The organism is Levilactobacillus mulengensis (genome assembly GCF_003946045.1).
In the GTDB taxonomy this organism is placed as follows: Bacteria; Bacillota; Bacilli; order Lactobacillales; family Lactobacillaceae; genus Levilactobacillus; species Levilactobacillus mulengensis.
Genome location: NZ_RHNW01000002.1, coordinates 266,536 through 281,499 on the forward strand (window position 1 = coordinate 266,536; position 14,964 = coordinate 281,499).

At 53.9% G+C, this 14,964-nt stretch carries 11 protein-coding genes; 5 read left to right on the forward strand and 6 right to left on the reverse strand.

Translation table 11 applies throughout. The features are described from left to right. The first annotated feature begins 125 nt into the window (after positions 1-125). Positions 126-1,346, forward strand: coding sequence for an RNA-guided endonuclease InsQ/TnpB family protein (locus EKM84_RS03500; RefSeq protein ID WP_125763710.1), 1,221 nt, complete (start codon positions 126-128; stop codon positions 1,344-1,346). Between the two features lie 1,316 nt (positions 1,347-2,662). On the opposite strand, the gene EKM84_RS03505 is transcribed toward EKM84_RS03500, so the two are convergent. From EKM84_RS03505 to EKM84_RS03520, 4 genes are all read right to left on the reverse strand, one after another. Then, positions 2,663-3,793: a GGDEF domain-containing protein gene (locus EKM84_RS03505; RefSeq protein ID WP_125763712.1), complete on the reverse strand. Its 1,131-nt coding sequence runs from the start codon at positions 3,791-3,793 to the stop codon at positions 2,663-2,665. An 841-nt stretch (positions 3,794-4,634) separates the two neighbouring features. Then, on the reverse strand, positions 4,635-5,315 hold the full coding sequence (locus EKM84_RS03510; RefSeq protein ID WP_125763714.1) for a GNAT family N-acetyltransferase: 681 nt from the start codon (positions 5,313-5,315) through the stop codon (positions 4,635-4,637). Positions 5,316-5,591: 276 nt separating this feature from the next. Continuing rightward, positions 5,592-6,977: a sensor histidine kinase gene (locus EKM84_RS03515; protein ID WP_125763716.1), complete on the reverse strand. Its 1,386-nt coding sequence runs from the start codon at positions 6,975-6,977 to the stop codon at positions 5,592-5,594. Next, a complete protein-coding gene (locus tag EKM84_RS03520; protein WP_125763718.1) occupies positions 6,958-7,662 on the reverse strand; it encodes a response regulator transcription factor in 705 nt (234 codons plus the stop codon). Before EKM84_RS03520 ends, EKM84_RS03515 begins: the two co-directional genes overlap by 20 nt. 659 nt (positions 7,663-8,321) lie before the next feature. Between EKM84_RS03520 and EKM84_RS03525 the strand changes: the two genes are divergently transcribed. From EKM84_RS03525 to EKM84_RS03540, 4 genes are read left to right on the forward strand one after another with little or no spacing between them, the layout of a single operon-like run. Then, positions 8,322-9,359, forward strand: coding sequence for an ABC transporter ATP-binding protein (locus EKM84_RS03525; protein WP_125763720.1), 1,038 nt, complete (start codon positions 8,322-8,324; stop codon positions 9,357-9,359). Continuing rightward, positions 9,352-10,257: a carbohydrate ABC transporter permease gene (locus EKM84_RS03530; RefSeq protein ID WP_125763722.1), complete on the forward strand. Its 906-nt coding sequence runs from the start codon at positions 9,352-9,354 to the stop codon at positions 10,255-10,257. The genes EKM84_RS03525 and EKM84_RS03530 overlap by 8 nt, the downstream gene beginning before the upstream one ends. Position 10,258: 1 nt before the next feature. Then, complete coding sequence (locus tag EKM84_RS03535) at positions 10,259-11,080, forward strand: carbohydrate ABC transporter permease (RefSeq protein ID WP_404819512.1); 822 nt, start codon at positions 10,259-10,261, stop codon at positions 11,078-11,080. 4 nt (positions 11,081-11,084) lie between these two features. After that, positions 11,085-12,344, forward strand: a complete 1,260-nt coding sequence (locus tag EKM84_RS03540) for an ABC transporter substrate-binding protein (protein ID WP_125763724.1) — start codon at positions 11,085-11,087, stop codon at positions 12,342-12,344. Between the two features lie 459 nt (positions 12,345-12,803). Here EKM84_RS03540 and EKM84_RS03545 read toward each other — a convergent pair whose 3' ends face one another. Together EKM84_RS03545 and EKM84_RS03550 are read right to left on the reverse strand one after the other, a co-directional pair. Beyond that, positions 12,804-13,481, reverse strand: a complete 678-nt coding sequence (locus EKM84_RS03545) for a hypothetical protein (protein WP_125763726.1) — start codon at positions 13,479-13,481, stop codon at positions 12,804-12,806. 466 nt (positions 13,482-13,947) lie between these two features. Then, on the reverse strand, positions 13,948-14,892 hold the full coding sequence (locus EKM84_RS03550) for a helix-turn-helix transcriptional regulator (protein WP_225418124.1): 945 nt from the start codon (positions 14,890-14,892) through the stop codon (positions 13,948-13,950). Between the last annotated feature and the right edge of the window lie 72 nt (positions 14,893-14,964).

The following is a 14,964-nucleotide window of genomic DNA, read 5'->3' on the forward strand; positions in this document are numbered from 1 at the left end:
AAGCAGAAAACCTGCGATTTTAATCGCGGGATGAATGCCAGAACTTAATGACTTCCCTCGAAACGCATGTTCCCCTAGGAAGTTAAATATGGTATACTAAATCCAATCTACAGGGGAGGTATCCATTGGTTAAATTAGGGCGGACAATTAAGCTGAGACTCTATCCAGACACGAATCAAGCAGAACAATTTTTGGCAATGAGCCAGGAATATCAACGATTAGCTAATATTGTCAGTCAATGGATCTTTGACCATGGGTTTCCGTTAAGTTGGTTAAAAATCAATCACCATCTGTACAAAATATTTAGACAAGAATCACCACTCAATAGTCAGATGGTCCAGTCTGTCTTTCGGACAGTGGTGGCTCGTTACAAGACAGTTCAGGAACAGATGAAACAGCATCCTTACTGTTACAAGAACGAGGAACATAAATGGGTTCAAGCTCCTAGAGACCTGAACTGGTTGGTGACCCCCATCCAGTTTCGTCGGCCACAAGCAGACTTGGTACGTCAGAGTAATTACTCTTTTGTAGACAAGATGCAACAGATCTCAATCACCACTCTGGGTAAACGAACTAAGTTGGGGTTCACTGACAAAGGATTTGAGAAGTACTTTACTGAAGACTGGAAGCTCGGTACTGCCAAGCTGGTCCACAATCGAGGTAAGTGGTTTCTGCACATCGGCATCACAAAGGAAGTTAGTGATTTCGATGCCAAAGATAATCCTAATGTTGTGGGAATTGACCGTGGATTACGCTTCCTAGCAACTGCCTTTGATGATGAAGGAAAGACGCTATTCTTTGATGGTCAACAAATCTTACGTAAGCGGAGAAAGTTCTTAGAGATCCGTCGGCAATTACAAAGTAAGGGTACCAAGTCTGCCAAGAAGAAGTTGAAACGACTAGCTCAACGAGAGAACCGCTGGATGACCGATGTGAATCATTGGTTAGCTAAGACACTCGTTGCAGTATACGGTTCGCATACACTTTTTGTCCTGGAAGACTTAACTAACGTGACATTCAACACCGATGACTTACCTAAGTCTCTGCGTAATAGTCATCGTTCCTGGGCTTTCTTCCAGCTAGAATCGTTCTTAACCTACAAGGCACAGGCTATTCAAAGTGCTGTTGTGAAAGTTAATCCGGCTTTCACCTCACAACGCTGTCCCAAGTGTGGACTGGTTGAGAAAACTAACCGACATCACGAGACTCACGAATATTGGTGTGCTCAATGCCAGTATCGTTGTAACGATGACCGATTAGGAGCCATGAATATTGAGATGCTTGGACAAGATTGGTTGAATGGTATCAAGCACCCAAAGATTAAGAAACTAACAACTGCTGGGTAAACCTGGCAGTTAAACGGGTAGCTGTCAATTACCCGATGATGTTGCCACTACGAGTAGGAGTGCCTAACCGGCATGTTGGACTACTGTGTCGCCAGACACGTGAGCGACAAGCCTCTGAATTCATTCGGAGGCAATTGACCAGCAAAACTTCAGGAAAACCCCAGTGAAGCGATTGGAACAACCCGTTATGATGGGTTCAAGGATCGCGATACCGTTTCAACTATCGCCGCCACCTTCAAACTATTTGACTGTAGCCTTTGAACATTGGCGAAATTCCTTGCAAAATAGATGCATACCGAACACAACTCTAACTCGAACCATTTTAGCCAACAAGTACTGCGCTATTCAGGCGCTGTCACATTCTGTATCCCCTACACAAATTTCTGAATAGCGCCAAAAAACGCCACTAACCTTCCGCATGAAGTTAGTGACGTTTTTGGTTATCTATTTTTTTAGATTAAGGGCAAATTGGTGGTCAGTTGTCGTTCCCGCCGGCGAGCTCAAACTGCCCTGCTATGGGGTCGGTTCCAGCCTGAAAAGCGGGCTTCCACCTCGATTTTGAGCCAAAGAGCGGTCTCAAAAGTCGTCCCGTGGACTAGGCTGGGAAAGCACCCCAGCCAAGACCACCGACACAGCCGGGCAGTTTGGCCCGCCTCTGGTCACTGACATGGATCAACAACCAGCACAGCTTAGCACGACCACACCAATCCCACACCACGCTACCAACACCACCAACGTCCCACCAGAAGCAGGTCACCGGGGCTTAGCCCTAACGCCAGCTTCCGGTCAGAAATCAACCAAGAGCCGGAGGAAGCCAGGACGGAGCCAGCTGTGTCGAGGGTGTTAGTCGGCGTTTTTGAGCCGGCTTACAGCCTGGGACAACCTTTGAGACTTGCACGAACTTCGCAAGGCTCAAAGTTGAGGTGGGAGCCCGCCCCTCAGGCGGAAGCCGGCCCCACAGCAGGCGTAGTCCTGGAAAACGCAGGCGGCAATGTCCATCAACACCCACAACACCAACCCCAACGACCAACAGAGACAGGTCACCGGGGCTTGGCCCTAACACCAGCTTCCGGTCAGGAATCAACCAAGAGCCGGAGGAAGCCAGGACGGAGACGGCTGTGTCGAGGGTGTAGGCTGGCGTTTTCTGCCAGCCTACACCCTGGGACAACCTTTGAGACTTGCGCTTTTCAGCAAGGCTCAAAGTTGAGGTGGGAGCCCGCCCTTCGGCGGAAACCGGCCCCACAGCAGGCGTAGTCCTGGAAGCCGCAGGCGGCCAATCATCCACCACACCCAGAACCAAACAGGTGTAAAAGAGGCTAAGCCACAGTAACCTGCATCCGGCCGTTGCGCTTGGAGTGGTAGAGGTTCTGGTCCACACGGTTGTAGAACTCGATTGGCGACTGGTCATCCTCAGAAATCGCCGAGACCCCCACGGAAATGGTCACGTGAATGACGGTCTGCGCGGAATGAATTTCCAAATGGTTCACCGCGGTAAAAATCTGTTTGACGATATGCTCGGTCTCAGCCAAATCATAGCCTGGGAAAAGAATGTTAAATTCCTCGCCCCCGGTCCGGTAGAGTTTGACTGCCGAATCGTTAGCCGCCAGCACGGTCTGGACCGCGTCGGTGACCTGTTGCAGGACGGCATCCCCCGCCGAATGGCCGTAGGTGTCGTTGATATGTTTGAAATGATCGATATCAAACATCATCATGGCCAGCGGCCGACGACTGTTCTGGTGCTCGTCGAACAGATACTGGATGGCATCCGTGTAGGCCGCAAAGTTTTCCGTCTTAGTCAAGGCATCGTGACTGGCAAACTTGGCCAGCCGTAATTTTAACTCAACGTCGTGCGACAGCATGGATACGTAAATGTAGAGCAATACCTCGAAGATGATCAGGTAGGCCCATTCTTCCCAGAACGTCATCCAGGTAAAATCAAACTTCAGTTTCATCCACAGCCACAGTAGGCCCCCAAACGGGACACCGACCGCCATGTACAGCACCGGTGCCATTTTGTGATTGTGATAACGGACCCGAATCACATTTAACGTGATGAAGAACGCCATCATCGTGGCCGCGTGGCCCCACGATTCCCAGTATCCCAGCGAGCCGTTGAACGTCATGTACGCCAGCAGAATCGGGAAAAACCAGTAGTAGGGCAAGTGGATATTTAAGAAATACGCACAGAAAATAACGGCAATCAGCTGAAAGTTCATGAACTCCCAGGAATTGGTCTGGCCGACCACAAACGTCTGAATACCAAACGCAAAGGCCACCATGTACGCGATACCGTACCACGTGTTGATGGCTTCCTCTGAAATTTTCAGGCAGTGGTTCCGCGCCCAGGAGGCAATCCAGTTATACGAGACCCAATAGAGCGTGAAAACTCCTAAAACAAAGAACACACTGGTGATAAATGGCGGCACTTGCCAATGAGACCACGTCATGGCGAAACCCTCTTCTTTTCTAAATTTTTTTACGTGAATAGCCAGCGCCACGCTTGGCCCTGGTTTTAACAGTTGTTAACTTCGCTTCTGGTCCGGTGAAACCTGAGCCAGGACGCGCGGTTAATGCTTGCCGTTCCCGGCGGCGGGCTCAAAGTGCCCTGCTATGGGGTCGGTTCCAGCCTGAGAAACGGGCTTCCACCTCAACTTTGTGCCTGAGAACCGGTCACAAAGGTTGCCCCGTGGACTAGGCTGAGCAAAAACCTCAGCCAAGACCACCGACACAGCTGGTCACTTTGGCCCGCCTCTGGTCACTGACATCGACCAACTCGGCTCATTTTCACCGGCCCTGCGGCTGACACCGGTTTTAAACCACAAACTGGTGGCTGGTTATTAACTCGATTGTGGGCCGCATAGCTGACTATGATTCATCAATCTTCTGTCAGAGTTTCTGACCGCCTGCATTCAACAAGCCGACGCAACCTCAACCCACACTCATGTAGCTGATCATTAACCAGCTTAACTGATACCTAGCACTGATTAAAGGGGTCATTTACGCTTAGTTGCCGGGAATTGATACCTAACACCTCTGCTAAATTACCCAATTAGTTGTCTACGCAGTCAATTTATTACCACTTAATTGACTGTGTCCAATATTAGGCTATTTATTGCGGGAAAACTATCACCAGAATGGCTAAAGTGCTGAATTATGTAAACAATTATACTAAGCGTCTTAATATAACTATTAACTAATTGTCCTGAAACACAAAAAGACCGGTTCATAATCAACCGGTCTTCGTGGTTTATTTAGTTGCTGACCTTGAGCGAACGCAACCCGTTCGGCTCAGGCCTGACCTGACTCCTTGCATAGCCGGTGCTTGGGGGCAGTCGCCAAATCACTGACATGGCCCGTGTACAAATACCCGGCTAACTGGCGCGGCTGGTCGGCCGCTGGCCAATCAACTTGCTCACGTTGGCTTTCCTGAAAGCCCTGCTGGCGGTAGAAACGCCCCAAACGTTCTGCCGCAGTAAATAAGTACACCTTATCAACCGGTGCCGCATCCCAATACTCAGCAACCGTTTGGACCAGTCGGTGGCCGATGCCCAGGTTTTGATACTCCGGGTCGACCATCAACAACACGATTTCCCCCAAGAACTCGCGTCGTTGCAGGCTAGCCAAGAGATGTTCGTCAATCGTGCCCCGCTCACGTAACTGCCGCAACAGCTGACAGCCCCCCGGCCGTACGGCTAAAGCCGCCTTGGCCACTGTCAGTTGCCACAGATCATATGACCGCTCCTTCTTGCGGTACTTGGTATCCGCCAAGATGGCCCCCACCACCTGGTTCTGCCACACGGCAACGCGGACGTAGTTTTGTTGCGTCAAGCACGTCCGCAAGTAAACGCGCGCCGCCACTTCATTTAACCCGCGATTGGCTTGATCGAATTGCCAGAGTTGACCGACAATTTTGGTCAACGCCGACACGTCTGCGTAATGGAACTCGCGAATCTGTAATGGACTCTGCATGATTGGCTGCCCCCTTTCTGGCGTCGTGACCGTCCCCACAGTCCGGCGCCCATTTTAAAATTTTTCCGTCCTACGCCAATAACCATCAACCTGCTTCTATTCTGCTTACTCCTGGCCTCTGCTGTGTTGCTCCCCCGCAGATGGTGCCGGGATGATGCTTTCCCCCGTTAATCAAAAACCCCTTCCTGATTAACTGTGACTCATTCTACACAGTTTTCGAAAGGGGCTCTATCTATTTAAAAAGAAACTTACCTGAGAATTTCTCAGAAACGGCACTCATCGTGGCAGGGTCACTTCAAACACACTCCCCCGCGGCTGGTTATCCTTCACCACGATGTCGCCATGGCTGAGCGTGACCAACTGATGGACAATGGCCAGACCTAACCCGTTACCGGCCACGCTGTTGCGCACATTGCTGGTCCGGTAAAAGCGGCCGAAAATAAGGGCCTTCTGGTCGTCCGGCACCCCCATCCCCAGGTCCGCCACGGCCACCGTCAGCTGTTTGCCCACGGCCGCCAACGTAACCGTGATGGGCGCGTCCGCTGGCGAATATTTCTGAGCGTTATTCAACAGGCTCGTGAGGATCTGCGTGAGACTGTCCGCGTTGACCTGCGCCGTCACGTGGTGTTGAACGTTTAAAATGACCTCGCGGCCCATCGACGTGCCGTAATTTGCCGCCGTCTCCGTCACCATTTGGCTCAGGTCCACGCTGGTCGTGGTCAGCTCCAGTTGATTGGCCCGTGACAGCTTCAACAGACTCTCCACCAACCGCTGCATCCGCTCGGACTCCTGATCGATGAACTGCAGGGCCGTCGGAATCACCTCGGGATGCGCCGTGCCACGCCGTTTGACCATGGAGACGTACCCGCGAATCGTGGCGATAGGCGTTTTCAATTCATGCGAGGCGTTGGCCACGAAGCGCCGGTCGGCCTGTTCCTGCTCACTCAGCGAATGCAGCAGCAGGTTGAACTCGACCGTTAAGTCGTGAACTTCCTGGGGCGACGCCGGCACCGGTAACTGCCGTTGATAATTTTCCGAAATGTCTTGGTTGATGGCCTTGGTCGTGCCGGTCAGCTCAACCAGCGGTCGGTTCAGTTGCCGCGCTAACAGGTAAATGAACCAGGTCCCAATCAGCAGAAACGCCAGTGAAATCAGCAAAATTAATTTCACCAACAACAGCAACAGATCCGTGACCTCGTTGAGCTTCAACCACACGTCGTAGCGCACGGTCGGGTCCCGTTTATCCGTGGCGATGTCGGACGCACGCACGTGGTAGTACAGCCCCGACTTCTCCAGATAGCCGAAGTTGGGCGTCACCTGATGCACGGTCCCGTTGGCTTTGCTCCGCAAGAACCGTTGGGTGTTGGGCGAATAGAGGTGCTTAGTGGTCTTGCCAGGCTTGGTGACGCTGATGCGGATAAAGGTCGTCCGCTTGTCGGCCCAGCTACTCATCCGCCACCAGTACCAGTCATCGCGGTTGGCCACGAAGGTCCGTTTCAGCCCGCGCACGATACCCAACGCCTGTTGCCGCTGGACCTCGGCCTGCTTGACCCCGACCACGGAAATGATGACGCCACCCAGAATCACGGTGATGCCCAGCAGAAGCAGCGCGTACACCTTGGTGATTCGCGCCGCGCTGGTATTAAAGAGCGTTTTCTTCATCAGCGGCACCCAGTTTGTAGCCCACGCCCCGAATCGTTTGAATCATCTGGCTGGCAACACTTTCCTTTAATTTATTGCGGAGGTAGCGGACGTAGACGTCGACGATGTTGACCTGCCCGTCGAAATTGGTGCCCCACACGGCGTCCAGCAGGTCGTCACGGGTCAGGACCTCGCCCGGATGCTGCATGAACGTCAGGAGTAAATCGAACTCGCGTTGCGTCAGCTGAATCTCGGCGTCGGCCGCAAAGACCTGGCGCGTCTTAGTATCCAACGCCAGTGGCCCCACATGAAATTTCTTATCGTTGATATTTTTTACCACGTTGCGCCGCAAAATCACGCGAATCCGTGCGAGCAGTTCCTCGGTATCAAACGGCTTGGTGATATAGTCATCAGCGCCGGCGTCCAGACCGGAAACCTTGTCGCCCACGTAATCCCGTGCGGTCATCATGATTACCGGAACGTCGTAGTGCCGCCGAATCTTCCGCAGCACGCCCAGTCCATCAATGCCGGGCAACATCCAGTCCAAAATGATCAGTGAAATCTCCTGCTGGTGCGCAGCGAACTGTGTCAGAGCATCTTCCCCGCTGGCACACGGAATCACGGTGTAATCCTCAAACGCCAGCTCGGCGCTCAGTAGCGTCCGCAGCCCCTCTTCGTCCTCGACTAACAAAATGGTTACTTTCATGTGTGGTCTCCCCCTTAAAACATCCCTAGTTGTTCTTAATCGTTACTATCTAATCACCAACTCGCACGATAGGTCACGCTTCTCATCAATTAACTAATTAAAATATTCCTGTTTTAATTCACCTCAAGTGCGGGTGATTTCATTTTAGCATGGTTTCTCCCCTAACTTAGGCGGCTTAACCAAATTCTAAGCTTTACGACGCCGGCTCAATACCATTCCACCGCAAAATTATTGATACCACCTCCTGTCCAGATAGGCTATAATGGGACATATCTAAACAACGACACAATGTATACATTTGGTGCTGGTTAGATTCAAGGATTGCTAGACCACCAGCCATCAAATTAAAAATAGCCCTCATCAATCACCCATCCAATTGCCGCTTACCTGAAAACCCACGACATCGTAAAAACAAACGACCATGTCAGTGACCAGAGGCGGGCCAAATCGCCCAGCTGTGTCGATGTTCTAAGCTGAGCGGTCCATTCTCAACTTAGAACATGGGCCGACCTTGGAAACTCGCGGTTTTAGCGAGGGTTCAAGGCGAGGCGGAAGACCGCCCCTCAGGCTGGAGCCGTGCCCCATAGCAGGGGTACCTTGAATCCGCCGCCGGGAACGAAACCGTGAATCAGTTTATTTTTAGAAAGGAGGCTGGACCCATGCAGGTCACCCTAAAAAATATCACACTAGCCTACGACCAACAGCCGCCCATCCTCACCAACTTTGACTGCCAGATTCCAGACGGCCAACTGACGGCGCTCCTGGGTCCCAGCGGCAGTGGCAAGTCCACCCTTTTAAATCTGATTGCGGGCCTGCTAACGCCCAGTGCCGGTCAGATTATCTTCAACCAGACCGACGTGACCGCCACGGACAGCCGCCACCGCAACATCGGCATGGTCTTCCAGGATTACGCGCTGTACCCGCACTTGACCGTCCGCGATAACATTGGCTTCCCGCTGAAAATGGCCCACGTCAAACAGGCCGCCCGCTACCAACGCGTGGCCGAACTGGCCGAGTTGGTTCAGGTGACCGACCAGCTGACGAAGTTTCCTCAAGAACTCTCCGGCGGCCAGCAACAACGGGTCGCCATCGCCCGGGCCCTGGCCAAGCAACCCAGCCTCTTATTGTTGGACGAACCGCTGTCGAGTCTGGACGCGACGCTCCGCGAAGAACTCCGCGGCGTCATCCGCCAAATTCAGCGAACGACCGGCGTGACCACGGTCTTGGTGACCCATGACCAGGAGGACGCGCTCCAAGTGGCCGACCAGATCATGGTGCTCGCCAACGGCCGCCTGCAACAGGTCGGGACCGGCCGCGACCTTTACCAGCACCCCGCCAACCTGACCGTGGCCCAATTCATTGGCCGGCCCCGCATCAACGTGGTGCCGCTAGGTCAGCTACCGGCCGCGTTCAAATTCTGGTGGCCAACCACGACCCCAGCCACCACGCTGGGCATCCGCAGCGAGGCCATTCGCCTGGCAACGGCCGACCAGCCCCACCTAACCGCCACCGTGACCCAGCAGATCCAACTGGGCCGCGACGTACAAACCCATTTACAAACGGCAATGGGGCCACTCATCAGCACCGCCATCCCCACCACGACCGACGCAACGATTACCGTCACCCTGGCACCGGCCGGCTGCACGCTCTTCACCGCCAATGGTCACCGTCTCGCGGGAGGTGACCGCAATGCTTAACCCAACGCCGACTCTCAAGTCCACGCTCAAGGCCCTGCTCTACCTGGCCCCGTTGCTAGTGCTCACCGCAGTCTTCATCCTCTGGCCGCTACTGAACGCGTTTCTCATCTGCCTATATACCAAATACAACTACTATACCGGCCACGTCGGCGCCCTGGGCTGGGCCAACTTTAGCTACCTCTGGCACGACCCGGTCTTCCACCTGGCCGCCCGCAACACCTTACTCTTAGTCCTAGTCGCCGTGCCCCTATCGGTGGCTTTAGCCCTCGCCATTGCGCTGGGTATCAACCAGATTCCGCGACTCGCCGGCTTTTTTCAAACGGTCTACTTTCTGCCGTTCGTCACGTCGACGGTCGCCATTGGTCTGGTCTGGAACTGGATCTTTCGGCTGGACGGCGGCCTGCTCAACCGACTCCTGAACCTCCTACATATCCCCGCCATTGACTGGCTCAACGACCCGCACTACTCGCTGGCCGCGCTGATTATCGTCTGCATCTGGCAGGGTCTGGGCTTCAATATTATTTTATTTCTCGCCGGTCTGAACCACATCGACCACCGCTTTGCCCGGGCGGCCGAACTGGACGGCGCCAGCGATTGGCAACGGTTCACCAACGTGACCTGGCCGCTCCTGATGCCCATCACCATCCTGGTCATCGTCAACACCAGCATCACCAATTTCAAAGTGTTCGACCAGGTCTACGTGCTGTTTCACGGCGCCGCGGGACCGGGGGACGCCGACCTCACCCTGATGGTCTACCTCTATCAAAAATTTTATGTCGAAAATCAAATGGCCGTCGCCGCGGCTTGTGGCGTCGTGTTCTTCCTGTGTGTGAGCGCACTGACCCTGATTACGGTCGGCTACTTCCACCACCGGCAACGTCAGTTAGGGGGGCGGTAACGTGGCTCATCCCATTCGCACCACACTCTGGTACCTGTTGTTAACGGCGGGCGCCATCCTAACGCTCCTGCCCTTTGGCTGGATGGTCATCACTAGTCTGCAACCGGCCGCAACAACGCTGACCGCAACGACGACCTGGCTCCCCAAGTCCCTGCAGTGGCTCAACTACTGGCACGTCTGGCAGGCGGCGCCCTTTGCGCGTTACTGCCTGAATTCCTTGCTGGTGACCGTTGCCACCACGGCGGGCGAGCTGTTTACTAGCCTCCTCGCGGCATTTGCCTTCACCCACCTGCGTTTCTACGGCCAGCGGTGGCTGTTCGCCCTCATGGTGGCGCTGATGCTGGTGCCCGGTGAGCTCCTGCTTATTCCCAACTTCATCACCCTGGCCCACCTCCACTGGATCAACACCTACGCCGCGCTCATCTTGCCGTGGCTGGCCAGTCCCTTCATGCTGGTCGCCCTCCATCAGGCCTTCAAGGCCCAACCGCAAACGCTGTACCTGGCCGCGCGGCTGGACGGTGCCAGCGACTGGCAATACCTCTGGCACGTGCTGGTGCCCATCAACCGCCCCATCATCACGGCCGTGGCGCTCTTACAGGTCATTGGCTCCTGGAACGCCTTCATGTGGCCACTCATCGTCACCAACACCGACGCGTTACGCACGTTGCCGGTGGGCCTGATGACCTTCACCAGCGACCAGGGCACCAACTACCCGCTCCTAATGGCCGCCTCCGTCTGCGTCATTTTGCCCTTATTCATTCTCTATCTCGCTTGTCAAAAATACTTAATCCTCGGGGTGACCGCATCCCGTTTGAAAGGCTGATCACATGAAACACCATTTCCGTTTACTCTTAAGTCTCACCGTCATCCTGGCGCTGGGGTCGCTGGCCGCCTGTTCTGGCAAAACGACCACGACCCAGTCCCCGCACAAACGGGTCACGCTGACCTTCTGGCACGGCATGACCGGCACCAGTCAACAGACGCTCAACGAATTAGTTCGCGGCTTTAACCACTCCCAGTCTAAATACACCGTCGTCGCGAGTGCCCAGGGCAACTTCACCAACGTCCAGCAGAAAATCATGGCCGCTGCTAAGTCCGATACCCTGCCGACCATCGCCCAGACTACGTACACCAACGTGCCCGACTACGTGCATGGTAAATTTATCGTGCCACTGAACAATTATCTGCCGAAACGCACCATGGCCCGTATCGACCCCCATCTCCGGCAGGTCAGCTACTATCGCGGGCAAACATACGCCCTACCTTTTTCCAAGTCCATTGGCCTGTTGTTCTACAACCGCGACCTACTCAAGCAGACGCACACGGCCGTGCCTAAGTCCTGGGAGGCACTCCAACGTGACGCTACCCGGGTCAAGGCTCAGGGGCTGACCGGGCTAGCGCTGAACCAAAATTTTTGTGCCGAATGGGATACGCTGACCTTTCAGGCGGGTACCCCGCTGATGACGCCCCGGCCCAAGTTGACGAGTCCCAAGATGCTTGCAGCGACCCACGTGGTCTACGACATGTTAAAGGCCAAGACGGCCACCACGGCGGGAACGGATGGCTACGGCAACGTGCAATTTTTCAAGGGCAAAACGCTCTTCTACAGCGGCTCCTCGGCCGCAATCGGTGTGCTCCAAACCAGCACGCCCAAGGGGTTTCACTGGGGAACGGCCCCGCTACCCAGCTATCGGGGCAACCGTCATGTCAGTGCCATTCAAGGTAATGATCTGGTCATGTTCAAATCGGCGTCTAAGGCCCAACGCCGCGGGGCTGCAGCCTTCATGACCTACCTACTGGGCCAGAAGCAGACGCTCAAATGGGCCAAGGCCACCGGCTACCTGCCGCTGACCACCCAGGCCCTGAAGAGTCGCGACTATCGGCGTTACCTGACCGAGCACCCGGCGGCCAGGGCGACCGTGCAGTCGTTACCGCATGCTTCACCGGATCCGACCTTCTACGGTTACACGGCTTATCTGAACGCGGTGAACCAGACGGCGGACCAGCTGAGCGCCGGCACCACGACGCCAGAAAAAGCTCTGAAACAGCTCCGGCAACAACGCGCGAAGCAGTTACGGGCACAATAGCCTTTGTCCTCGCCTCCAAGCTGGTGGAAATTGCGTCGGTACGCGGTGCTGGGCGTTCCCGGCGGCGGGCTCAAAGCGCCCTGCTGTGGGGCCGGTTCCAGCCGAAGGGCGGGCTTCCACCTCAACTTTGTGCCTGAGAAGCGGTCACAAAGGTTGTCCCGTGGACTAGGCTGAAAAAGAACTTCAGCCTAGTTCACCGACACAGCTGGTCACTTTGGCCCGCCTCTGGTCACTGACAACGACCATCGCAACTCATTTTCACTAATCCTGCGGCTGACATGGCGTTGGTCCGTTACTGGTTCGCTGATTTTGCGGACGGTTTGTGGCCCTGTGTCTGGCCTTAATTTAAGCCGTTGTACTAAAAAGACGTTACGTGTTAGCTGTCATTGGCAGTTACGCGTAACGTCTTTTTCATATCTAAAATTATAGATAGCTTACTTAATTGGCGCTTAAAATACGCTAATTTGCGATACTATCCCAAAAACCATAGGCCGTATAGGAAACCACATTGACATGTTTAAATTTCCCCGTCTTACCGCCCTTGTCGACTTTCTTTTTCACCGCTGCACCAAATTGCTTTTTCACAATTGGATCAATTGTCCGGTAAAACTTGCGATTTTTCAAGGCATCTTTTCGCGTGTAGACGGACATCCCAAACGGGTTAGAACCAGAATAGACCTTTTGGACTGAAGCCTTTTTAGTTCTAGTGAAGATGGTTAAGATAGTCCCGTGTTCTTGCTCATTGTATTGAATTAAGACTGGCTTGCCCTTAATCGTCGTCCGCCGAACCGTGCTTATTCCCGTGCCATTCAATAGATACAGCGTCTGCTTACGAACCTTCTTGCCACTCAATCGATATGGCGTAAAGTATTGTTGACTGGCAGCACTATAGCTATTACGATCCAAGGCATGCCGATAAGTTGAGATATCAAACTTCTTCGCACTCGCCTTGATTTTGCGCCCCTTACCTTTATAGCTGGTATACCAAGTTCCCCGAAACGCCTTAGGCAAACTTGTCAATTTGTGGGCCTTCACCGCAGCGCTAGCGGTTTCTGGTGCCTGGCCAATCCCACTGACCACTAAACCCAAGCTCGCCGCTACCAAGGCCACGCCAATCATTTTTGTTAACCGATTCATTATTGTTTCCTCCTCAAATGAATTCACCCAGTTCAAAATTAGATGATGAGGTCATTATACAAAATGGTGGCGTCATAGTTTGTCGTTTAGGAAAGTGCAATTAAAAACGCTGCCCGTTATCTGTTTTTCGCAGATGGAAACAGCGTCATTTATGCACCCAAAATACTGGGGAAAATATTTATTTGATATTAAACTCTATTGCACACTGGCGGGAACTCAATCAATAACCAACTGCCAATCAACCCGACGTGAAAAATCATCGGCCGATGTCAGTGACCAGAGGCGGGCCAAACTGGCCAGCTGTGTCGGTGGTCTTAACTGAGTGGTTTTCTCAGTTTAGACCACGGGGCGACCTGAGAGACTGGTGACTTTCCAGGCTTTCAGGCGAGGTGGAGGACCGCCTCTCAGGCCGGAACCGTCCCCCATAGCAGGCCAGCTTGAGCCCGCCGCCGGGAACGAAACACTTTCACTCGTATTGATTCAGTGTGTGGTGGAGCTCGGACTTGATGCGGTCGACCAGCGACACCGGCGACAACACCCTCAGCCCCGCGCCCTGACTCATCAGCCACAGCAACGCCCCATCCACTTTGACGTAGGCTTCGATTACAACACTGCCATCCGCATTTTGCTTGACGACCCGTGAGCCGGGAAAGTGGTCGAGGGCCGTTTGCACATAGTTATGGTACTCGAAGCGAATCTGCGTCAGTGCCCCTGAATCTATCAAATAGGTATAGTTGCGGTGTTCCTGCAGGGAAAAGCGTTCGGCGTAGTCGAGATGATCTCCCGGCAGCTTGTCTAAAATGTCCCCCATTCGGTCCAAGCGATAGAGCCAGTAGCCGTGGTGTTCCTCACTCAGCATGGCAACGTAGAAATAGTAGGTCTCGAAGAACAGCGCCACCGGCTGGGCGTGGTGAACCTGTAGTTGAGAATTGTTGTGACTGCTACTACGGTAGGTGAAGACCATTTTCTCCGTGCGCATGATACTGGCCGCGACCTCCCGCAACCGGTGTAGCAGTGGCTTGGCCCGGGATAGCGGCACGTAACTGCCTCGCGACAAAGTTAATTGTTGCCGGACCACTGCCTGCATCACCGGTGACAGGCTGCTACTGATGTAATCCAAGGTCGCCGTCAGCTCGTCTTGGTCTAACGCGCGGGACCCCAACAGAATGTTGCTCATCGTCAAAACCATTTCCACGTCGGTCTCTTCACTCTGCCGAGCCAACCGGTAGCTGCCGTCGTGTTCCACTAGGTCGCCCGCCGCATACTCCGACAGCGCACTGCGCACGTAGGAAAAGTCCCGTTGACACGTTCGCCGACTGATATGATATTTTGCTTCCAAATCGCTCTGTTTCAGCGTTTCACCGGACATTAACTGCACCATGAGTTCTGCGATTCGTTGATTACTCTGCACGTGCCGTCACCCCGCTTTCTGCCAATCTCGTTAACCCTCATTATACCAGCAACCTTCAAAAAACTCGTAACC